Origin of the sequence: Halobaculum sp. MBLA0147 (assembly GCF_041361345.1) — an archaeon.
Taxonomy (GTDB): Archaea; Halobacteriota; Halobacteria; order Halobacteriales; family Haloferacaceae; genus JAHENP01.
This window is the reverse complement of the sequence record NZ_JBGKAD010000001.1, coordinates 812,187-832,313: the sequence shown is the minus strand read 5'-3', so window position 1 is coordinate 832,313 and position 20,127 is coordinate 812,187. Positions and strand designations below refer to the sequence as shown.

Genomic DNA, 20,127 nt, shown 5'->3' with positions numbered 1-20,127 from the left:
TCACCCGAGGCGGTCGGTGCTGTCCTGCTGGGAGCGCCAGTAGAAGACGCCGCCGGCGGCGATCCCCAACACGAGTAACGCGCCGGCACCCATCAGGATGAGCCGGTTGCGGTTCGCCGTGTTCTGGGCCTGCTGTGCCTGCCCCTTCGCCTCGTCGGCGAGTTTCTGGGCGTTGTCGAAGTTCTCACTCTCGTAGGCACTCACGGCGAGCCCGAACGTCTCCGTCGCCTCCGAGGGGTTCCCGGCGGCCTCGATCTCGGAGCTCGCAGCGTCGAGCGCCTCGCGAGCGGACTGGCTCTCCTCGGTGAAGTGCTCGGTCGCGACGCTGGTCAACTCGTTGGCCCCACCACCCGGGGGCACCTGTTCGAGCGTCGCCGCCTCGAACGTCTGGTGGGGGTCGTAGGTGTACTCGGCGACCTCCGGGACCGACCCGGTGAGTTGCACCTCGACCTCGCTCACACCGTCGTCGGCCACGACGCTCACGCCCGCGAACGTCTGCCCGCCGAACGACTCCTGTCCGACCTTCGCACCGGTCTGGTCGTACAGGACGACCGTCCACGTCGGGTTGGTCAGCTCCGTCGCCCCGGACAGCTCCCACTGTTCGAGCGACGGCTCTCGGTACAGTTCCGTCAGTGTGATCGTGAGCGACACCTCCTCGCCGACCGCGGCGCTGTCCGGCGCGTCCGTCTCCGCGACGGAGACGGCAGTGGCCGGCGCGACCGCGGCGGCCAACAGTGCCACCACTGCGGCCACGGCGAGCAGTCTAGAAGAGTGATTCCAACTCGTCGTCGTCATCCTGTATCAGGTCGTTGAGGTTGTCTTCGCTCTCCTCGCGAATCTCGTCGATGTTGTCCTGCGCCTCGATGGCAACCTGTTGCAACTCCTTGATGCGCGGCACGTTGGTGACCCCGGACAGCAGGATCACGCTGGCGACGAAGCCGGACCCCTTGACGGGATAGTCGCCACCACGGACCTCCATCGAGCCCGTCTGCTCTTCGAGCCACTTCCGCCCGCGCTCGATCCCCTTCCGGTTGAGGTGGGCCGGCGGCCCCGCCATCACGAGCAGCGCCCGCTCGGCGCCGTCGATCTCACACGGCAGGGTCAGCCGCCCCAGCGCCGCCTTCCGGACCAGCGAGGTGATCCGGTTGGTCGTGTGGGCGGTGTCGAGCTCGTCCTCGCCGTCGTCGCCGGTGATCCGGGAGAGGAGTCCCCCGCCACCACCGCCGCCGCCGGCCTCCTCGACCTCCTCGCGGGCGTACCCGACCGTCGAGACGCCGCCGCCGTCGAGGGTGTTGATGATCTCGGAGCTGTCGACGACACTCTCCGCGATCTCCCCACCCTCCTCGATCTCGCCGGCGCCGAAGAGGATACCGAACCGCTTGACGATCTCCTCGTTGATCTCCTCGTACCCCGACGAGACGGACTCCCCAGTCTTCCGCCAGGCGTCGTTGTCGAACACGAGGAGGTTGTCCACCTCGCGGACGAACGTCTGGAACGACCGCGCGGCGTTGAGCGTGTAGATCCCGCCCTCGTCGGAGCCGGGCAGGATGCCCAGCCCGTACACCGGCTCCGTGTAGATTCGCTTGAGGTGTTTCGCCAACACCGGCGAGCCGCCGGACCCGGTCCCACCACCGAGCCCCGCGGCGACGAGGAAGGCGTCCACCTCGTGGACGGGGATCGAGTCGATCGCGCCCTGTACCTCGTCGATGTCTTCCTCGGCGATCTCCGCGCCGAGCTCGTTGTCGGCCCCCACGCCGTGTCCCTTCACGCGAGACTGACCGATGAGTACCCGGTTGTTCTCCGGGATGTGCTCCAGCCCCATCAGGTCGGCCTTCGCCGTGTTGACGGCGACGGCGGCCCGGACGATGTCTGTCCCGTTGCGTTGATCGTACTCGACGAACTTGTCGACGATCTTCCCCCCAGCCTGTCCGAACCCGATCAGTGCCAGTTTCATGCGTCTCCCGCCATTGGTGGGGAACCAGTCGGACCACAGATAAAAGGGTTGTGTTGCCGACGCAAGACCTGATAATCGTCGGTTCGTCCCGGACCCCCCGAACCGCCAGACGTGGCCGCGGTGCCGGTTCGCTCGGACGGACGGTGTCCGTCGGTCACACACCGCTCGGTCCCGCGTGTTTTATATCTCTTGTGTGCCGTGCGTCCGACGATCGGTCGTCCCGACGCTGGCACGCGCTCTCGGTGGTCGATCCACTCGCCGTGAGTGTACAGTTCAGATCGGCGAACCGGAGCCGACTGGCGCGAGGTCGTACGGCCGTCACGTCTCGTGCGAGACGGTTCCGCTTCGATCAGGCAGTGGCGCGACCACCGGCACCGCTCGTCGCGCTCCCGGCGAGGTACTCGTCGAGCGTCGTGAGGTCCGCCTCCGAGACACCGAAGGCGCCGACGTCGTTGCGGGCGGTCGTGTTGTCGAACTGCAGCGATCGGTACTGGTCCGTCCCCATCGGGCCGCCGACCGCACCCATCACGCCGAGGCCGACCTTCGCCAGCCCCATCGGGAGCGGGACGATCCCGACGGAGCGACCCTCCGCGTCGTACACCTTCTCGGTCACCTCTCGCAGCGTCAGTACCTCCGGTCCGCCGAGCTCGTACGTCTCGCCCGCGCGGTCGTCGTCATCGACGCCGTCGGCGATCATCGGCACCAGATCCGCGACCCAGATCGGCTGGAACCGCGTCTTCCCGCCGCCGGGCAGCGGGTACAGCGGGACGCCCGGCGCGAACCAGCCCTTGAGCTTCTTCGTGAAGCCGACGAACTCGCCGCCGTCCCCGAAGACGACCGAGGGGCGGTAGATCACACCCTCCACGTCGGCCGCAGAGACGAGTTCCTCCGCCTCGCCCTTCGCCCGGATGTACGCCGTGTCGCCGTCCGGATCGGCACCCAGCGCCGACAACTGGACGAATCGCTCGACACCCGCGTCCTCCGCAGCGTCCAGCAGGTGTTCGGTGCCGCCGCGGTGGACGCGGTCGTGCATCCGGTCGCCGCCGTCCGGTTTGAACAGTGGCGACAGCGCGACCAGGTTGACCACGGCGTCGTGACCGGGGACCACCTCGTCGGCGTCGGCCGCGTCTGTCACGTCCAGTCGTGTCGTCGACACGTCCGCCGGCAACTCGGCGGCGTCCGGCGACCGCGAGGCCGCCGTCACGTCGTGGCCACGGTCGGCCAACTCCGCACACAGGTACGATCCGAGGAACCCACTACCGCCGGCTACGAGTACGTCCATACTGGCGCGCAGTGGAGCGGCGAACCTAAATGTACGGACACGTCGTGGTGGCGTCCGTCGAGCCGGTGAGACACTCACCGCCGTTCCCCGGTGTCGTCCGTCGAGTCGACGAGCTACTCTCCACCGTGGTGGAAGGGTTCAAACCGGATCACGACCCAGGTCGGGGTATGTACGCGGTCGTCGGCTGCACGTCGTGTGGCGAGTACTGGCTGGTGACGGACCCGGACGAGCAGGACTCGGCGACGTGTCCCGGCTGTGGGCGGACACACCAGACGGCGAAGCTCAACCGGTTCCACACGAGCGCGGATCGCGCCGCGGCCGTCGAGGCCCGCGCCGCGCTGTTGGCCGACAAACGCGGCGAGAGCGACAGCTTCGCGGCGGTGCCCGACGCCGGCGAGTTAGAGCGGGCCGTCGAAGACGGCGAGACCGGCGTCTCCGAGCGCGAGTACCTCGACCGGTCGGGACTCGACCCGGACGCCGTCGCGGAGGCGGGCGACGTGTCGAGCGGCGGGTCGCAGTCCCGCGACGAGATCGTCCGCGAGGCGATCCGGGAGTCGTCGGACCGCAGCGCGGCGACGGCGTACGCGACGGCGCGTGGCGTCCCCGAGGACGCCGCACGCAACTTGCTGGAGCGACTACTCAGACGCGGCGAGGCGACGGAGGCGGGCGGCGAGTTGCGACTGTTGTGAACGGGCGAGTTGCGACCGTTGTGAACGGGCGAGTTGCGACTGCTGTGAACGGGGGAGTCGTGACCGTTGTGAGCTGGGGAGTCGCGTCTCCCGTGCCCGATCCCCTCACCGCCCGGTGAGCGCCTCGCTGGCGGGGGAGACAGACAGCGGGGTCCCACGGTCGCGAGCGACGGCCCGCTCGTACAGCATCGTCGCCGCGGCGACCGTCTCGATCCCGGTGCCCCCGGAGTCGAAGACGGTGAGTTCGTCGGGACTCGTCCGGCCGGGGCGTTCGCCGGCGACCACCTCGCCCAACTCGGCGTGGACGTGATCCTCGGAGACGACGCCGGCCTCCACTGCCGCGAGGAACGAGCCGGCGTCCTGCGTCGCCCGCGCTCGCAGGTCCGGCACGTACGTCGCGCGCCGGATCGTCTCGGTGTCGAGTTCGCGCTTCCCCGGGTGGTACTGCCCCATCGCGGTGACGTGTGTCCCCGGATCGAGATCCTCGCTCGCCACGACCGGCTCGTCGGCGGTCGTCGCCGTGATCACCACGTCCGCGCCGTCGACGGCCGCCGCGGCCGATCCAACTGCGGTCACGTCGATCCCCGTCCGGTCGGACATCTCTGCGGCGTACGCCTCGCGGTGCTCGCGCGTCGGGGAGTAGACGCGACCGGTCTCGAACTCACGGACCGTCGCGGTCGTCGCGAGTTGCCCCCGCGCCTGCGGGCCGGAGCCGATCACGGCGACCGTATCGGCGTCCGCGCGGGCGAGTTCGTCGACCGCCACGGCACCCGCCGCGCCGGTCTTGTACGGGTTCGTCGACGCGCCGTCGAGGATCGCGAGCGGTTCGCCGCTCTCTGCGTCGAACAGCGGCGTCAGGAACCAGGCGTCCGACGCGCCGAAGCCGGCGGTGTAGGTGTACCCACCCATCCCGCCCGTCTCCGGGAGGATCGCGCTGTAGGAAGTCAACATCCCCGGCGGGTCCTCGCCGAACAGCGCCGTCCGCGGTTCCGCCGGCGCTCCCTCGCCGACCTGCCGGTAGCCGTCTCGTACCGCCGCGACGTAGTCGGCCGGTTCCGCGAGGTCGTCGACCTCGTCGCTCCCGAGGAACAGTGTCTCTCCCGTCGGGGTCTCGTCCGTCTGTGTCTCGTCGGTCGTGCTCCCCTCGGTCGTCGAGTCGTCCGTCGTGTCGGCTCCGTCTGTCACGGCCGCGAGTTCGACCGCCCCCGAGTAAGCCGTGTCGGCGTCGGCAGTGTCCTTCGTCTCGCCGCCGTGAGACGGCCGTCGTCCCGAGACCCACCGCCGTGAGACGGCCGTCGTCCCGAGACTCGTCGCCGCACCGCTCAGTCGTCGTCGAACTGCCAGCGGTCCGCGTCCGTCTCCCATCGGTCGCGGCGACTGTCGGCGTCGCGTGCCTCGCGGACGATGTCGGTGTACGCGAACACCACGTCGCTCATCGTCACGATCCCGCGCAGTTCCAACTGTTCGACGACGGGGAGGTGTTTCACGTCGTGCCGTTGCATCTGCCGGACCGCCTCTCGGACGGTCGCCGTCGGTGTGACGGTCTCCAGCGGCGAGGAGGCGACTTCGTGGACCGCTACGTCGTCGAACGGTCGGTCGGTCGCCACGCCGGCACGGAGCGCGTCCGTCTCCGTGAGGATCCCCGCCGGATCGCCGTCGCGTGTGACGACGACACTGCCGACGTGCTCCTCCAACATCTGCCGTCCGGCGGTCGCCAGCGAGTCGTCCACGTCGCACGTGACCACCGACTCCGTCGCGAGTTCGCGGACCTGCATCGGTCGACGTTGGTCCTCGAGCCACCTCGGTCTTCCGGCGGAGGACGGGCCGGTTGCGCCGAGCGCTCGACGACACAAAGCTTGTTACGACGCTCGGGCGCAGACGACACGTGCCCCGAGAGCTCTCCCGTCGCCGCGTCGTCGCGGGACTCGGTGTCCTCCTCGCCGGCTGTGGTGGGAGGGAGACCACAGACACCGCGACCGACACGTCGCTGCCGTCCGCGTCACCGTCCGCGTCCGACCGAGTCACGGCGCGCGACACGCCGACCGACACGGACACGGACACCGAGACCGACTCACCGGCCGACACACTGACCGTCGACGACGTTCGACGGCTGTCCGTCGACGACCCACGTGTAGCGTGGGCGGTTGCCCTCCCGGAGTCGCACGTCTATCGTCCGGCCGTCGCCCCCGACGGCAGAGTCGCGGTGGCGGTGTCCGTCTCTCCCGGCCCGGCGGCGGGTGGGACACCGACGCCGCCGACCGACGACGGGTCGTACGGCGCCGTCTACGAGTTCGACCCGGACGGGACGCCCCGGTGGCGGTTCGGCACGGACAGGCCCGTGACCGCACGACCGGCGTACGCGGAGTCGGACCTCCGGATCGTGACGGGGTTCTCGACCGGGTTCGCCGGCCGCGGGCAGCGGGTGTCGCGGCTCTCCGCGACGGGGAACAGGCTCTGGACGAGTGACCCGTACGGGAAGTGGCTCCGCCCGACGACCACGACCACGGGTTGGGTGTACGTCGCGACGGCCGACGACTTCCCGACGACCGCTCCGCGGGAACGGCTCACCGCCTACGACCCCGACGGGCGCCGCCGCTGGCGCGTTCCGGTCGGCGACGGCACCGTCGCCGTCACCGGGCAGACGGTCCTCCACGACAGCTACGGCTGGCTCCACGCGTTCGACCGGACGACCGGCGACCGACGCTGGCGGCGCCCGGTCGCCCCCGTCGCTCGTCCGGACCCCGTCACCGTCGACGGTGCGGTCCTCGTCCGTACCCCCGACGAATCGGTGGTCTCGCCAACCCCGACACCGGACGACGGAACACCGGCCGACGACGAGACGACGGGAGGTGACCGCACGCCGTACTCGGCGACTGCCGGACGACTCGCGTCGGTGCCTCGGTCCGGTGTCGCGGCGGTCGACGTGCGCGACGGGCGTCTCCGGTGGACGTTCGATCCGTCGCCCGGCGACGACGGGTCGTCGGGCCTCTCCCGTGCGGTCTCGACGGCGTCGGTCGCCGACTCCGGATCGGTCGCGGTGGTTCTCGGGGGATCGGGAACGCTCTACGGGCTGACGAGTGACGGGACCGTCCGGTGGCGTCGGTCGGGTCCAGCGACGGACGGGTCGCTGGTCGCGACGCCCACCTGCGTCGTGACCGTCGCCGACGGGACTGCACGGTTCCGCGAGCCGTCCAGTGGTCGCGTCCTCGCCCGGCGCTCCGTCCGACCGGAGACGACGACCCTCCCGGCGACGGACGGGCTGTTGGTGGGACCGCGATCCGAGGGCCGACGGCTCGCGTCGTTCGGTCCGCGCGGAGAGCGGCGCTGGCGGTACACGACCGTCGCGCCGACCTCGCGACCCGCCGTCGGCCCCGAGACCGTCGTCGTGACAGTCGGCGAGACCCGGGTTGTCGCCCTCCGGCGTGGTGGGTGACTTCGAGCGTGGAGACGACACGTCACCGACCGACGAGAACGGATCGCGGAGGTGTGCGCGACCGCCCGCTTACTCTGCCAGTTCCTCGCGCAGCAGTTCGTTCACGGTTCCGGGGTCCGCCGAGCCGCCCGTCTCGGCCATCACCTGGCCGACGAGGAAGTTCAAGGCGCCGTCCTCGCCGGCGTGGTAGTCTTCGACCGCGTCCGGGTTCTCCGCGACCGCCGTCGCGACGGCGTCGGCGACCTCGTCGTCGCCGGCCTTCCCGAGCCCCTCGCGCTCGACGACCGTGTCCGGGTCCAGCCCCTCGTCGAGCATCGCCCGCAGGACGGTCTCCTCGGCGTTCTTCGTCGTCACCTCGCCGGTCGCGACGAGTTCGATCAGCCGCTCGAACTCGTCGAGCCGGTCGGTGACCGCGTCGATCGACTCGTCGCGGTAGTTGAGCTCGCCGAGCAGGTTGTCGGCGACCCACGTCGCCGCGAGCTCGGGGTCGAACGCCGCCGCCACCTCTTCGTAGAAATCCGCGACCGCCTTCCGCGAGGTGAGCTTCGAGGCGGTCTCGGCGCCCAGGTCGTACTCCGTCCGGAACCGCTCGCGGCGGGCGTCCGGCAGTTCCGGGATCTCGATCTCCGCCTTCCAGTGGGCGACGCGCAGCGGCGGGAGGTCCGCCTCCGGGAAGTAGCGGTAGTCCTTCTCCTCCTCCTTCGCGCGCATCGACACCGTGTTCCCGTGGGTCTCGTTGAAGTGGCGCGTCTCCTGTTGGACCTCGCGCCCGGCGTCGATCTGGTCGCGTTGGCGGCTCGCCTCGTAGCTCAACGCCGTCTCCGCCCCACGGTGACTGGAGATGTTCTTCACCTCCGTGCGGTTGGCGTCGTCCAGCACCGACTCCGGGATCGAGCCGTCGTCGGCGATCCGGTCGGCCTCCACCATCGAGAGGTTGGCGTCGACGCGCAGACTCCCGTCGCTGCCGGCGTCGAAGATCCCGAGGTACTCCAGCACCTCCTCCAGCTTCTCCAAGAACCCGCGGACTGCGGCGGGCTCGCGGAAGTCGGGCTCCGTGACGATCTCCATCAGCGGCGTGCCGGCGCGGTTGTAGTCGATCAGCGTGTAGTCCGCGCGGTCGACGGAGGTGGTCCGTGCCTCCAGGTCCGCCGGCCCCTCGCGGGCGTGACGGATCGAGCCGGGGTCCTCTTCGAGGTGCGCCCGGCGGATGCGGACGCTGCGGCGCTCGCCCTCGTGGGAGAACTCCAGTTCCCCGTCGGCACACAGCGGCGCGTCGTACTGGGTGATCTGGAAGTTCTTCGGGAGGTCGGGGTAGTAGTAGTTCTTCCGGTGGAACTGCGTCTCCTCGGGGATCTCGGCGTCGAGCGCCTTCCCCACCTTCACGCCGGCCTCGACGGCCGCCTCGTTCAACACCGGGAGTGCCCCGGGGAGGCCGAGACAGACGGGACAGGTCCGCGTGTTGGGGTCCTCGTCCGGCTCCGGGTCGGTGGAACAGCCACAGAAGACCTTCGTGTCCGTGTCGAGCTGGACGTGGACCTCCAGCCCGATCACGGGTTCGAGATCGGCTCGCTCTGCTGCTCGTGCCATTGGCGTCCGGTTCGGCTGGCGGTGGCTAAAGGGTGACGGGACTCCACTCGTGAGGCAGTTCGCGGTCGATCTCCGCTCGGAGCCGACGACGTGACGACGCCGTCGCGGCGCCTCCGCGCCGAGGGGTCACCGCACCCACTGCCAGAGCCGACGAATTGCCCTCAGAACCTCGCCTGCGTACTCCCCGACCTCGCGCGCAGCATCGAGTGCCTTCACCCCGTAGTACACCACTCGTCCGATGTCGTACAGCGGCGACTCGCCGTCACCGAGAGCGACGAACGGGACGTCGAGTGTGACTGGTTCGTCCCGCTCTCGACCGGCCGACCGTATTGAGTCGACACGCGTCGTCGGCTCGTGGTGGCGCTCGGTTCGGCGGGGTCTGTCGTCGTCCGGGCCAGTGACTGGAATCGTCGTCGTCACGTACGTTCACCGGACCTCACGGACAAGTGTGTTGCCCCGAGTGCCGGGAGGCGCCGATGGCCCCTCCGGTGTCCGAGTCACTCCCCGTCGTCTCTGCCGCCGGTCGTGTGTTCGACAGACTCCGACTCTCGTGGTGGCGAATCGGTATCACTGCGATCCGTACCGATCACCTGCGCGGCCACGTCCTCCATCCCCTCGGCACCCAGCGCGGACTGCACCAACAGGTGGCCGCCGATGCTCGCGGGCGAGATCACGGTGTCGGCGCCCGCCCGACGGAGCTTGTTCACGTTCTCGCGATCCGTCGCGGCGGCGACGATCCGCACCGACGGGGCCACGTGCCGTGCGGTCAACACCGCCAACGCGTCCTCGGCGTCGTTGTTCGTCGCCGCCACCACGGCCGTGGCGCGGTCGAGCCCCACCCGGTCGAGCGTCTCCTCGTCGCTCGGGTCGCCGACGAGCGTGAGGAACTCGCGTCCGGCGAGTCGGTTCGACTGCGCCTCGTCGGGGGTGACGACGACGAACTCCGCGGACAGTTCGCTCAACTCGTTGAGGATCGGTTCCGTCAGGTCGCCGTAGCCGAGGACGATCACGTGGTCCTCGAGCAGTTCCAAGTCTGCCTGTGTCACACGTCCGAGCACCTCCGAGAACCGCGCCTCGATCGCCGGGGTGATCAACACCCCGATGGCGATCCCGAAACTCGCCGTCCCGAGCACGACCAGACTCATCGTGAACAGCCGCGCCGTCTGGCTGCCCGCCGTCACGTCGCCGTAGCCGACCGTACTCGCCGTCACGAGCGTGAAGTAGAACGCGTCGAGCACCGTCTCGACGTTCGAGAACTGCTCGCGCAGCGCGAACGCCCCCGCCGTCCCGTACAACTGCACCGCCGCGATCGCCGTCGCCCCGGCGAGTTGACTCGTCGACAGCGACAGCGGCCTGTCGAACCGCTCGCGCGAGTACGCCACGCTCGGCAACGCCACCAGCGAGGCGACGACGAGCGGCACCGACAGCTGCGAGGTCTGGATCACCCCCTGCGCCAGCGTGATCGGGAGCAACGCCACCGACGCGTACCAGCCCGCTCGCAGGCCCCGTCGCATCCCGGTCGCCGCCACGAACAGCGCGAACCCGGTGAGTGTGCCGGTGAACCCCGCGGCCGACCGGACGGTGTCGGGGACGACCGGCACCAGCGGCCCGATCAATCGCGGCGGGGTGACGATGTTCGCGACGCCGGTCACCACCGAGAGGACGGCGACGACGGTCGTCGCGAGCACGGCGACGCGGACACCCGCCACGCGTCCGAGTCCCGGCACCCGCGAGGGATCGACAGACGACACGTCGGCGACTGCGCGTGGCACCCTGGTATAAGTGTCGCATCGTGGAGTCGTCGCCTGCGCGAGCGTGCCGGCGGGCGGACCGTCCGGGCGCCCTCGGCGCCGTCCCGATCAGGCCAACGGGGTGCGCTCGACGACGGTGCCGTCGACGGTGGGGTACTGTTCGACGACCTCGCCCTCTTCGAGGTCGCCCTCGGCGACCATCTCCTCCAGCAGCCACCACGCGACCTCGACGTGTTCCGACTTCACCGTGTAGAACTCCTCGGGCACGCCCAGCCGTTCGAACCGCTCCGGCTCGGCGTACGTCTTCCCGTATACGAGTGTCCCGTCGTCGGTCACCTCGTCGAACGGTCGCCGGAGGTTCCGCGCCATCCGCTTCATCCGGTTGCGGTGTTGGGCGGCGTCTTTGAACACCGACGTACAGAAGTACACCTTCTCGTGGTCGCCCATCACGTCCAGGATCGCCTCCTTCGACCCGTCGACGGCGGACATGTGCCCCTCCTGCAGTTCGAAGCCGTGTTCCTGCATCCGGCGGTAGTTCCCGTCGGACATCTCGAACTCGTTGACGTTACAGAACTCGGCGGCCCCCTCGTCGAGGAACTCGAGGAACTCCTCTTCCGGTCGGATGCCGGGGATCTCGAAGGCCGGCGTGAGCCCCTCCTCGCGGGCGACGTGGAGGATCTCCTCCCACTCGGTGCCGTGGAGATCCCCCCACAGCTCGTACGGCGGGTGGAACCGGATCTCGTCGAGTCCCGCCTCCGAGAGCCGGCGCATGTTCTCGCGACCACCGGTGATCCCCGTGTAGAGGTGCGTGTGGTGGTCCTCGCCGAACTCGTCTTTCAACAGCGAGAGGTAGTGACAGGTGCGTTCGAGTCGCTCCTGTGGTTCGCCCCCGGTGATCGAGGTGCCCAGCGCGTCCATCCGTCGCGCCTCCGTCAACACGTCCTCGTCGCAGGTGACCTCCCGCTCGTTGGCGTACACCGAGTCGACGTTCTTCCGGTTCTCGCCCAGCGGGCAGTAGAAACAGTCCCGCTGGTCACAGTAGCCGTAGACGAACAACACCATCTTCCCGCCCTTCGCGCACTGCTCGCACCCCTTCGAGATCATTTACTTGCCCGACGTTGCCCGCGGACCGACTAAAGCCGTGTGGGTTCCGCTCGTGCCGGAACGGACGCGTGTGTGGTTACACGCTCCGTGGAGGAGTCGACTCACTGGTCGGTTCGGTACGTGGCCTCGGCGTCGACCGCGTCGGTAGTCGGTGGTCGTGTCCCGAAAGTGTATACCAGCCACCGCCCACCTACGGACGACACGGATGCGCGAAGACGACCTCGCGACGCCGGTGGTCACCCACCTCGAGGCCGCCAACGACACGGTGACGGTGGCGTTGGAGGAGCCGTACGACCACTACGGCAACCGCGGGCAGGTCGACGTGTACGCGCGGGTTCGCGACCCACCCAGAACCGACTACTTGGTCGAGTTGAAGGCCGACGCGGCGGTACGGCGCGCGACGGGCACCAACGAGATCCTCCGACAGTTCCGGCGGATGGAACGGTACTTCTACCGCGGTGACGACCACGGCCTCCGGCGTCGCCTCGGCCGGACGGAGCCCGGCGTCCACCTGCTGTTGTTGTTCGCACCGACGGCGACGTGTGTCGACCACGTCGCCGCACACGCCGATCTCTACGAGACGCTCGACCCAGAGACGACCGTCGAGGGCGTCGACGCGCGCCGCACCGTCGCGTTCCCGGTCGGCCTCGACAATCCGGCGACGCTCCGCCTGTGCTCCGTGAACGGGCGCGCCGGGATCGACACCGAGCCGTTCCACGCGGCGGTCCCCGACGACTCGCGACTCGCGGACGCGCTCGCCGAGGCCGGTGTCGGGGTCGAGGGCGACGCCGATCCGGACGTGTCTGCGTCGGGAGACCGTTGAGTGCTCCCCGGAGTACCAGCCGCTCAGTCGTCGGCCGCTCAGTCGTCGTCTCCGCGCACCGCGTCGCGGATGTCCTCGACCACGTCGGGGTTCCGGAGCGTCGAGGTGTCACCCAACTCGGCGTCGTTGGCAACGTCCTCCAGCAGGCGGCGCATGATCTTCCCGGAGCGGGTCTTCGGCAACTCCGGCGTGAAGACGACCCGTTCCGGGCGGGCGATGGGGCCGATGGCGTCCTCGACGGCGGCGACGATCTCTTCGCGGAACGCCTCGGACTCCGTCTGGCCGTCCTCCGTGATGACGTAGGCGTACACCGCCTCGCCCTTCACGTCGTGGGCGCCGCCGACGACGGCCGCCTCCGCGACCCCCTCGACGCCGACGATGGCCGACTCGATCTCCATCGTCCCGAGGCGGTGTCCGGAGACGTTGATCACGTCGTCGACGCGACCCAACACCGTGACGTAGCCGTCCCCGTCCACCTTCGCGCCGTCCTCGGGGAAGTACACCCAGTCGTCCGGATCGTCGCTGTCCGTGTCCGAGTACGTCGCCCAGTACTCCTCGACGAACCGCTCGTCGTTGCGGTACAGCGTCCGCAACATCCCCGGCCACGGCTTCTGGAGCGTCAGGTACCCCGCCTCGCCGGCGTCGACCGGCTCCCCCTCGGCGTCGACGACCTGCGCGTCGACACCCGGTAACGGCGGCCCGGCGGCACCGGGTTTCATCGCTCCGATCCCGGGGAGCGTCGTGAGCATCGTCCCGCCGGTCTCCGTCTGCCACCAGGTGTCGACCACGGGACACGACTCGTCCCCGACGTGGGTGTAGTACCACTTCCACGCGCGGGGGTTGATCGGCTCCCCGACGGTGCCGAGCAGTCGCAGCGACGAGAGGTCGTGCCGGTCGGGGTACTCCGTCCCCCACTTCATGAACGCCCGGATGGCCGTCGGCGCGGTGTACAACTGCGTCGCCTCCACGTCTTCGACAATCTCCCACAGGCGGTCGCGGTCCGGGTAGTCCGGCGTCCCCTCGTACATCACCGACGTGGTCCCCAGCGCGAGTGGTCCGTAGACGATGTAGGAGTGGCCGGTGATCCAGCCGATGTCCGCCGAGCAGAAGTAGGTGTCCTCGGGTTTCACGTCCAGTACGGCCTGCGCCGTCCAACTCACCCACGAGAGATAGCCGCCGGTGGTGTGTTTCACCCCCTTCGGCTCCCCGGTCGTCCCGGAGGTGTACATCAGGAACAGCATGTCCTCCGCGTCGCGGGCGACCGGCTCCACCGTCTCGCCCGCGTGGTCGGTGAGTAACGTCTCCCAGTCGTACTGTCCCGCTCCGAGGTCGTGGCCGAAGCCGTCTCTCTCGCGGAGGCGGTCGACGACGACGGTCGTCGTCTCGTGGGGCACCTCGGCGAGCCCCTCGGTCGCCTTCGCGAAGTGGTCGAGTGGGTCGCCGCGACGGTAGTAGCCGTCGGCGGTGACGAGGTACTCGGAGTCGGCGGCCGCCATCCGCGTCGCGAGGGCGTCGGCGGAGAACCCCGCGAACACGACGGAGTGTGGCGCGCCGATGCGTGCACACGCCAACATCGCGATCGGCAACTCGGGGATCATCGGCATGTACATCGTCACCACGTCGTCTTCCCCGACACCCAACTCGCGGAGGCCGGCCGCGAACTCGTTGACGCGGCGGTGGAGGTCGTTGTACGTGTACGTCCGGTTCGCCTCGTCGGTCGGCTCGCCGACCCACTCGATGGCGGGCTCGTCACCCCGCGCTTCCAGGTGGCGGTCGAGACAGTTCGCCGAGGCGTTCAGCGACCCACCGGTGAACCACTCGTAGAACGGCGGGTTCGAGTCGTCCAGCACCTCGTCGTACGGCTCCGTCCAGTCGAGCAGGGCGGCGGCCCGCTCCCAGCAGTCGGGCCAGTTCTCTTCGAACGTCTCGTAGAGCTCCGGGTCGACGACGTTCGCCTGCTCGACGAACGCCTCGGGGGGTTCGAACTCGTCGGCCTCGGCCAACCGGGCCTCCAGTTCGGGATCCGTGTCGGACATACGGGCTGTGGGTCTCGCGGCGTCGTGATAAACTTCCGGCCGGGTCTCACACGGTGGCGTGTCCCCGAGTGACGGTCGCGTCCGATCCCCTCGGGACGGACGGATCGTCACCCCGCCTCGGAGATGGCGGTCGACTCCACCGTCCGGGGGCTCGCGTCCGACTCGGTCGAGCGGAACTCGAACCGTGCCCCGCCGTCGTCGCTCTCGGTGACGGAGACGGCCCACCCGTGTGCGGCGGCGACACGCTGGACGATCGCCAGGCCGAACCCGGTCCCGTCGGCCGCGGTCGTGTGGCCCAACTCGAACACCGCCTCGCGATCCTCGGCCGAGACTCCCGGACCGTCGTCGGCCACGTAGAACTCGCCGTCGTCCAGCGGACCGACGGTGACGGTCACGTCCTCGCCGCCGTGTTGGACGGCGTTGCGGAACAGGTTCTCGAAGACGTGTCTGAGTCGGTCCGGGTCCGCCTGCACGTCGAACGACGCCACGTCGAGTGTCGCCTCGTCGGTCTCGACGACCGCCCAACACTCCTCGACCAACGCCGCGACGGCGACGGGCTCGCGCGTCTCCACGGTGTCTGCGCGCCGCGCCAGCGTCAACGAGTCGTCGACGATGGTCGTCATCCGGTCGAGCGCGCGTTCGACGGCCGCCAGTCGTTCCGGGTCGTCCTCGTCGCGCGCCAACTGGACGTAGCCGCGAGCGGTGTTCAGTGGGCTCCGGAGGTCGTGACTGACGACGGAGGCGAACTCCTCCAGGCGGTCGTTCTCCCGGCGGAGCGCCCGCACCTCGTCGAGCGTGTCGGCCAACTCCTCCGAGAGTCGGCGTTCCTCGTCCACGAGTCGGAGGACGGAGATCACCGCGACGCCGGCCAGCAGGTTCACCCCCGTCTCCGGGTACTCGCCGAACCCGCGCGAGGCAGTGGCGACGCCACTCGACAGGTACACCCCGACCTCGTTGGCCTGGTGGACGCTCATCAGCACCAGCAGGATTGTGAACAGCGCGGGGCGCCAGTCGCGCAGCGACCACGTCGCGCGGACGGCGTACGCGGCACTGAGCAACAACGCTGCCAACGGGAGGACGGAGAACGCGATCAGTCGTGTGACCACCGTGTGCCCTCGTGTAGTCGTCCGGCGTTCACGCTACACGAACAAGTACCCTCGGCTCGCTCGTGATCGCCACGGGGGAGCCCGGGGCCTCCGCCGCTCGTCCCCGTCGCGGAGCCGCCGGAGCTATCACCGCGCCCACCCGACGGGGACACGATGGCCGAGGAGCCAGAGCCGACGGACGGGTCGCCGTCGACGCACACACCCGAGGAGTCGGACCAGACGCCGCCGGGAGAGGTCGACCAGACGACACCACCCGACCTCGTGTACCACGTCGACGGGGAGTCGGTGCCGGCGAGCGAGGCGACGGTGAACGTCCACGACCGCGGGTTCGCGTACGGGGACGCCGTCTTCGAGACGATCCGCGTCTACGGCGGCACGCCGTTCCGGTGGGACGCACACTGTGACCGCCTCGAAGACAGTGCCGAGGCGCTGTCGCTCCCGCTCCCGTGCGACCGCACGGAACTGCGCGCTCGCGTCGTGGAGACGCTGGCGGCCAACGACCTCCGGGAGGCGGCGGTGAAGCTGTCCGTGACCCGCGGCGTCGACACGCGGGGACTCACCCCGCCGACGGACCCCGACCCGACGGTCGTGATCACCGTCTCGCCGCTCCCGCGCGGCGGGACGGACGGCGAGCGGGTCTGGGACGAGCCGGCGCGACTCCAGACCGCGATGACGCGGCGGGTGCCGGACCGCGCGCTCCCGAGCGCGGCGAAGACGCACAACTACCTGAACCCGATCCTCGCGCGGCTGGAGACGACCGTCAGCGACGCCACGGAGGCGCTTGTGTTGGACACGGACGGCAACGTCGCGGAGGCGGCGACGGCGAACCTCTGGTTCGTCGCCGACGACGCGCTCCGCACCCCGAGTCTCGACGGCCCCGTGCTCCCGGGGATCACACGCGAGACGGTTCTGGACGCGCTCGCGGACGAGGAGATTCCCGTCGAGGAGGGGACCTACGACCCCGACGACGTACGCGACGCCGACGAGGCGTTCCTCACCTCCTCGATCCGCGAGGTGAAGCCGGTGGCGACGGTCGACGGTGTCGCGGTCGGCGGCGGCCCCGTGACGAAGCTCGTCTCGACGCTGTACGACGCCCTAGTCGAGCGGAGCTGTTACGCCGACGAGGAGTTGCCGGCAGACGGGGAGTGAGTCGTCGGAGACGGCGAGGGCGTGCGTCGTCCGATCCAGACGGTCACCGCGTGTGTCGGTCACCCCAGCGGACCGTACGAGAACGCCCACACGACGGCGATACCCAGCAGTGTCACCAACCCGGCCACGGCGGCCAGTCCGACCAACACGCGGCCGGTCGCTGCCTCGTCTGAAGCCATACCCGTGCGAGGGCTGCCACGCAAGTAAACTGCCCGTTCGCCCGGAGACCGTCTCCGGTGTCGGGTCGAACTCGGCCGCCGACTCGGACGAGCGGTCTCGACGAGTCGATCCGACCGGCCACAGCCACCAGCCAGATTGATGTGGTCGTACACGAACGAGTGACCCGTGTCGACGAGGTCACTCGCGGAGCCGGCCGTGCTCGCCTCCACCAAGCGCCGACTGTTCGGTGCGCCCGACGATCCAGAACCGGACCGGTACGTCGTCGCGGACACGCAGTTCACTCGGGAGGAGTGGCTCGACGGCGACCCGGTTCCGGAACGGGTCCGCGAGACACTCGCCCCGTTCAACCACGTTGAGGTCGGGTCCGGGTACCCCGACCTCGTCGGCGTCCACGACTTAGACGACGACCTCCTCGCAGTCGACCGGCTCGGTAGTCGCCGACCGCTCGTCGCCGTCGAGGCGAAGGGACTGCGGACCGGCGAGACTGGAGCGGACGTCGAGCGTGGCGTCACGCAGGCGTACGACCGGCTCGACGAGGCCAACGTCGCGTTCGTCGCGGCCCCCCACGAGAGTGTCGGGCAGGCGACGCGGACGATGGCCGCCGAGTTGAACGTCGGGTTGCTCGGCGTCACGGCCGCTGGCGACGTAGAGCCACTGGTCAGACCACGTGTCGTCGGTGGGGCTAGTGGGACGGACGGCCCGGCCGGTGCCGTGCGGTTCCAGGCGAGTCCACAGGGTGTCGCCAGGAACCCGTTCGGGCTGAACCACCCGAAGAACTACCTCGCCGTGCCGTTGGCCGTCACTGCCGACGGAGAGACGAGCGAGCGGTTCCGCGAAGCCGCCGTCGACGTGTTCGGCGACGCCGTCCGCGGTGCGGTCGCGCTCGGACTGGTCGAACGACACGCCGGCAGTGTCCGGCTCCGTCCACTCGGGGCGGAGGTCGTGCGGTTCGCCGAGCGAGTCGAAGGTGACGTTGCGGACGGACTCAACCGGATCGACGACTGGACCGGTTCACGAAGGAGATTCTGTGATCTCGCGCCGCGGTGGGGTGACCTCGCACGGCGAGTGCTGTACCGGTACCCGGCGACGGAGACGCTGGTGACGGAACTCCAACGGCTCGCAGACGACGGAGTTCCCGAGCCCTCCGTCGTCGATCTCGTCGTCCGACTCCACGAGTTGCGGCCGGCGTTCGCGGTGGAGCTGTTCGTCCGGGGAACGGACGACGCTCGCCGACGGGTACTCGACGACCGCGGTGCGCTCAGGGAGCGAGCACTCACGGACGCGAACGTCTACCACTCGCCGACGCTGTTCCAGTACAAGACGATGCTGTACCACGCCGGTCTCCTCGCCGAGCGCGGGACGGAGCCGTCGAACGTCGACGATCCGACGGCGACGAACTGGGGACTTCGCGACCCGCTGTCGCGAGTCGGGTGAACCGTCCCCGACGCACCGATACGCCGATGCACCGACGAGACGTGTAGGGTTTCTTACCAAAACGGCGTTTCGAGAGCGCTTACGTGTGCGGGTGGTGTGGTGACGGGTACGATGTCGAGAGAACCACACGTCGCCGCAGTCTGTGGGAGTCTCGCGCCGGAGAGCACGACTCGGACGGCGCTGCGGGCGGTGCTCGCGGCCGCCGAGGGCGCCGGGGCGGAGACGACACTCGTCGACCTTCGAGAGTACGACCTGCCGCCACGGGGGCCGGATCGAGATGCGGGAGACGCACCCGCGGTGCGGCACCAGGTCGCGGACGCGGACGCGGTCGTCCTCGGAACGCCCGTGTACCACGGCTCGTACTCCTCGCCCCTCAAGACGGCACTGGACTACTGCGGCTTCGACGAGTTCGAGGAGACGACCGTCGGTCTCGTCGCGACCGCCGGAGGCTCGTTCCCGACGAGCGCGCTCGCACACCTCCGCGAGGTCGCACGGACGTTGACCGCGTGGACGCTGCCGACCGAGGTCGCGATTCCGAACGCCGGCGAGACGGTCGGCGAGGACGCGGTCGTCGACGAGTCCGTCGCGGATCGACTCGCGGACCTCGGCGAGGCCGCCGTCGCCTACGCGAACGTCGAGCAGTACCCGACGGTGGCCGACGAGTCGCGGGAGACACGGGTGTTGTCCGGTGACTGAGCGCGGCGACGGGCTGCACGGGAGCGAACCGGACGACAGACGGTGGTCGTCCGACGACGAGCGGGTGACCACCTACCTCGAACGGATCGGGCTCGATTCCGAACGCGTCCGAGCACGTCGGCCGAACCACGACCTCCTGACGGACCTCCTCCGGGCACACGTCACCGCGGTGCCGTTCGAGACGCTGTCGATCACCGGGGACCCGTTCGGGGAGTGGCCCGGTCCGGGGGTCTCGCTGACCGTCCCGGCGCTGTACGAGAAGGTCGTCGCGCGAGAGCGCGGCGGCTACTGCTTCGAACTGGGTGGGCTGTTCACGGTGCTCCTCCGCTCGCTCGGGTTCCGCGCGGACCGCGCGGCGGGGATGGTGCTCGGCGACGGGGAGACCTCGCCCACGCCCGCGAACCACCACACCGTCGTGGTTCACCTCGACCGGCGGTACGTGGCCGACGTGGGGACCGGGCTGCCGAAGACGCGCGTCCCGGTGCCGCTGGACGGCGAGAGCGTGAGGGACGACCGTGGCACGGAGTGGCGCGTCGCCGACAGCAGCCGTCCGGACAGCGAGTACAGGCTGTCGTACCGCCGACCAGGCGACGAGCAGTGGGAGCGCCGGTACGTGTTCGACGCGACGCCGCGCCCGCTGTCGTACTTCGCCGCCAGTTGTGACTACCTCGCGACGGCCGCCGAGTCGCCGTTCACCGGCGAGCCGACGCTGTCGGTCGCGACCGCCGACGGCGCCGTCGAGTTGTCACCCACGACACTCACGCGCCACACGCCCGAGGGGACCACCACGGAGTCGCTCTCGCCGGAGGAGTGGGCGCACCACGCCGCCGAGACGTTCGGCCTCCGGTACCCGTTCCTCGACGGAGCGGAGTGACGTGTGTCTCCCCCGGTGCCGAGGTGACC

The 20,127-nt window shown here is 69.8% G+C and carries 18 protein-coding genes; 7 read left to right on the top strand and 11 right to left on the bottom strand.

Annotation, left to right across the window (positions count from 1 at the left end; genetic code table 11):
• From RYH80_RS03930 to RYH80_RS03920, 3 genes are all read right to left on the bottom strand, one after another.
• The gene (locus RYH80_RS03930; protein ID WP_370902554.1) at window positions 1–795 is read right to left on the bottom strand and encodes a hypothetical protein; all 795 of its coding nucleotides are present in this window, start codon (window positions 793–795) and stop codon (window positions 1–3) included.
• The gene (locus RYH80_RS03925; protein WP_370902553.1) at window positions 764–1,954 is read right to left on the bottom strand and encodes a tubulin/FtsZ family protein; all 1,191 of its coding nucleotides are present in this window, start codon (window positions 1,952–1,954) and stop codon (window positions 764–766) included. The genes RYH80_RS03930 and RYH80_RS03925 overlap by 32 nt, the downstream gene beginning before the upstream one ends.
• A gap of 349 nt (window positions 1,955–2,303) precedes the next feature.
• Window positions 2,304–3,236 (bottom strand): complex I NDUFA9 subunit family protein, encoded by a 933-nt coding sequence (locus RYH80_RS03920; protein WP_370902552.1) that lies wholly within the window; start codon window positions 3,234–3,236, stop codon window positions 2,304–2,306.
• Window positions 3,237–3,403: 167 nt separating this feature from the next.
• Here RYH80_RS03920 and RYH80_RS03915 point away from each other — a divergent pair, with 167 nt between their 5' ends.
• Window positions 3,404–3,925: a DUF5817 domain-containing protein gene (locus RYH80_RS03915; RefSeq protein ID WP_370902551.1), complete on the top strand. Its 522-nt coding sequence runs from the start codon at window positions 3,404–3,406 to the stop codon at window positions 3,923–3,925.
• A 105-nt stretch (window positions 3,926–4,030) separates the two neighbouring features.
• Here the strand turns inward: RYH80_RS03915 and RYH80_RS03910 are convergent, their stop codons facing one another.
• Both RYH80_RS03910 and RYH80_RS03905 read right to left on the bottom strand, forming a co-directional pair.
• Window positions 4,031–5,017, bottom strand: coding sequence for an ornithine cyclodeaminase family protein (locus RYH80_RS03910; protein WP_370904649.1), 987 nt, complete (start codon window positions 5,015–5,017; stop codon window positions 4,031–4,033).
• 230 nt (window positions 5,018–5,247) lie between these two features.
• Window positions 5,248–5,700 carry a CBS domain-containing protein gene (locus RYH80_RS03905; protein WP_370902550.1) on the bottom strand — a complete coding sequence of 151 codons (453 nt, stop codon included), beginning with the start codon at window positions 5,698–5,700 and terminating at the stop codon, window positions 5,248–5,250.
• Window positions 5,701–5,810: 110 nt separating this feature from the next.
• Here RYH80_RS03905 and RYH80_RS03900 point away from each other — a divergent pair, with 110 nt between their 5' ends.
• Entirely contained in the window at window positions 5,811–7,358 is a 1,548-nt protein-coding gene (locus RYH80_RS03900) for an outer membrane protein assembly factor BamB family protein (protein ID WP_370902549.1), read from the top strand.
• Between the two features lie 69 nt (window positions 7,359–7,427).
• On the opposite strand, the gene gatB is transcribed toward RYH80_RS03900, so the two are convergent.
• The 4 genes from gatB to RYH80_RS03880 form a co-directional block, all read right to left on the bottom strand.
• Window positions 7,428–8,945: an Asp-tRNA(Asn)/Glu-tRNA(Gln) amidotransferase subunit GatB gene (gatB, locus tag RYH80_RS03895; RefSeq protein ID WP_370902548.1), complete on the bottom strand. Its 1,518-nt coding sequence runs from the start codon at window positions 8,943–8,945 to the stop codon at window positions 7,428–7,430.
• A 126-nt stretch (window positions 8,946–9,071) separates the two neighbouring features.
• Window positions 9,072–9,365, bottom strand: coding sequence for a hypothetical protein (locus RYH80_RS03890; protein WP_370902547.1), 294 nt, complete (start codon window positions 9,363–9,365; stop codon window positions 9,072–9,074).
• A 77-nt stretch (window positions 9,366–9,442) separates the two neighbouring features.
• Complete coding sequence (locus RYH80_RS03885; RefSeq protein WP_370902546.1) at window positions 9,443–10,696, bottom strand: NAD-binding protein; 1,254 nt, start codon at window positions 10,694–10,696, stop codon at window positions 9,443–9,445.
• 108 nt (window positions 10,697–10,804) lie between these two features.
• A complete protein-coding gene (locus tag RYH80_RS03880) occupies window positions 10,805–11,800 on the bottom strand; it encodes a radical SAM protein (protein WP_370902545.1) in 996 nt (331 codons plus the stop codon).
• Window positions 11,801–12,005: 205 nt separating this feature from the next.
• Between RYH80_RS03880 and RYH80_RS03875 the strand changes: the two genes are divergently transcribed.
• Entirely contained in the window at window positions 12,006–12,623 is a 618-nt protein-coding gene (locus tag RYH80_RS03875) for a hypothetical protein (RefSeq protein WP_370902544.1), read from the top strand.
• A 38-nt stretch (window positions 12,624–12,661) separates the two neighbouring features.
• Here RYH80_RS03875 and acs read toward each other — a convergent pair whose 3' ends face one another.
• Window positions 12,662–14,659 (bottom strand): acetate--CoA ligase, encoded by a 1,998-nt coding sequence (gene acs, locus RYH80_RS03870; RefSeq protein WP_370902543.1) that lies wholly within the window; start codon window positions 14,657–14,659, stop codon window positions 12,662–12,664.
• 107 nt (window positions 14,660–14,766) lie between these two features.
• Window positions 14,767–15,765, bottom strand: a complete 999-nt coding sequence (locus tag RYH80_RS03865; RefSeq protein WP_370902542.1) for a sensor histidine kinase — start codon at window positions 15,763–15,765, stop codon at window positions 14,767–14,769.
• 153 nt (window positions 15,766–15,918) lie between these two features.
• Between RYH80_RS03865 and RYH80_RS03860 the strand changes: the two genes are divergently transcribed.
• The 4 genes from RYH80_RS03860 (at window position 15,919) to RYH80_RS03845 (ending at window position 20,098) form a co-directional block, all read left to right on the top strand.
• The gene (locus RYH80_RS03860) at window positions 15,919–16,914 is read left to right on the top strand and encodes an aminotransferase class IV (RefSeq protein WP_370902541.1); all 996 of its coding nucleotides are present in this window, start codon (window positions 15,919–15,921) and stop codon (window positions 16,912–16,914) included.
• Window positions 16,915–17,259: 345 nt separating this feature from the next.
• Window positions 17,260–18,528 carry a hypothetical protein gene (locus tag RYH80_RS03855; RefSeq protein WP_370902540.1) on the top strand — a complete coding sequence of 423 codons (1,269 nt, stop codon included), beginning with the start codon at window positions 17,260–17,262 and terminating at the stop codon, window positions 18,526–18,528.
• A 111-nt stretch (window positions 18,529–18,639) separates the two neighbouring features.
• The gene (locus tag RYH80_RS03850) at window positions 18,640–19,224 is read left to right on the top strand and encodes an NADPH-dependent FMN reductase (RefSeq protein ID WP_370902539.1); all 585 of its coding nucleotides are present in this window, start codon (window positions 18,640–18,642) and stop codon (window positions 19,222–19,224) included.
• The gene (locus tag RYH80_RS03845; protein WP_370902538.1) at window positions 19,217–20,098 is read left to right on the top strand and encodes an arylamine N-acetyltransferase family protein; all 882 of its coding nucleotides are present in this window, start codon (window positions 19,217–19,219) and stop codon (window positions 20,096–20,098) included. Before RYH80_RS03850 ends, RYH80_RS03845 begins: the two co-directional genes overlap by 8 nt.
• Window positions 20,099–20,127: the final 29 nt, after the last annotated feature.

Excerpts from the sequence above, each read along its gene's own strand:
- RYH80_RS03880 (WP_370902545.1), bottom strand. The coding sequence starts at position 11,800 with ATGATCTCGAAGGGGTGCGAGCAGTGCGCGAAGGGCGGGAAGATGGTG.
- RYH80_RS03850 (WP_370902539.1), top strand. The coding sequence starts at position 18,640 with ATGTCGAGAGAACCACACGTCGCCGCAGTCTGTGGGAGTCTCGCGCCG.
- RYH80_RS03860 (WP_370902541.1), top strand. The coding sequence starts at position 15,919 with ATGGCCGAGGAGCCAGAGCCGACGGACGGGTCGCCGTCGACGCACACA.
- acs (WP_370902543.1), bottom strand. The coding sequence starts at position 14,659 with ATGTCCGACACGGATCCCGAACTGGAGGCCCGGTTGGCCGAGGCCGAC.
- RYH80_RS03925 (WP_370902553.1), bottom strand. The coding sequence starts at position 1,954 with ATGAAACTGGCACTGATCGGGTTCGGACAGGCTGGGGGGAAGATCGTC.
- RYH80_RS03930 (WP_370902554.1), bottom strand. The coding sequence starts at position 795 with ATGACGACGACGAGTTGGAATCACTCTTCTAGACTGCTCGCCGTGGCC.
- gatB (WP_370902548.1), bottom strand. The coding sequence starts at position 8,945 with ATGGCACGAGCAGCAGAGCGAGCCGATCTCGAACCCGTGATCGGGCTG.
- RYH80_RS03875 (WP_370902544.1), top strand. The coding sequence starts at position 12,006 with ATGCGCGAAGACGACCTCGCGACGCCGGTGGTCACCCACCTCGAGGCC.
- RYH80_RS03920 (WP_370902552.1), bottom strand. The coding sequence starts at position 3,236 with ATGGACGTACTCGTAGCCGGCGGTAGTGGGTTCCTCGGATCGTACCTG.
- RYH80_RS03905 (WP_370902550.1), bottom strand. The coding sequence starts at position 5,700 with ATGCAGGTCCGCGAACTCGCGACGGAGTCGGTGGTCACGTGCGACGTG.
- RYH80_RS03915 (WP_370902551.1), top strand. The coding sequence starts at position 3,404 with ATGTACGCGGTCGTCGGCTGCACGTCGTGTGGCGAGTACTGGCTGGTG.